The sequence below is a fragment of the Mycolicibacterium xanthum genome, from assembly GCF_019710635.1.
GTDB lineage: Bacteria > Actinomycetota > Actinomycetes > Mycobacteriales > Mycobacteriaceae > Mycobacterium > Mycobacterium xanthum.
Map to the genome: position 1 here is coordinate 1 of NZ_JAIFZS010000077.1, position 473 is coordinate 473.

The window sequence follows — 473 nt, forward strand, 5'->3', positions numbered from 1 at the left end:
TCTCGGCGCTGCTGTTCCCGACCTGGCGCACCACCACACCACCACCACCGCAATCCGGACAGCCCGCACCGCCCCCAAGCCCCGGGCGGGCGCTGATGATGCCCACCCGCCGCCGCACCCGCGAACAGGCCAAGGCCGCCTACATCACCCGCGAACGCCGACTCAACGCCCTACAACGCGAACTCGATCGCGCCGCCGCCGAACAAGCCGCCCAACAACACCGAGCCAAAGCCGCGGCCGAACGCGAAGCGAAACCGCCGAGACCGTCCCCCGATCTCGACGACCGCTTCCCGATACGCCCACCGGGCTACCAACCCGACTACGGCGACGACCCACCGCCCTTCTAGCGGGCGGTCAGCCCCCGCCAACCCGGCAACGACGTCGAGCCGGAACGTCTAGCCGAGGCCCATCGCGGCCCGCAGTTCACTGGTACGCCACCAGATCAGCAGTAGCAGGCCCACCAGCACCGCGGC

At 70.6% G+C, this 473-nt stretch carries 1 pseudogene; it reads left to right on the forward strand.

The window, feature by feature from the left end:
* Nucleotides 1-347, forward strand: a pseudogene (locus JDV09_RS24110) (hypothetical protein); the annotation flags it as partial.
* Between the last annotated feature and the right edge of the window lie 126 nt (nucleotides 348-473).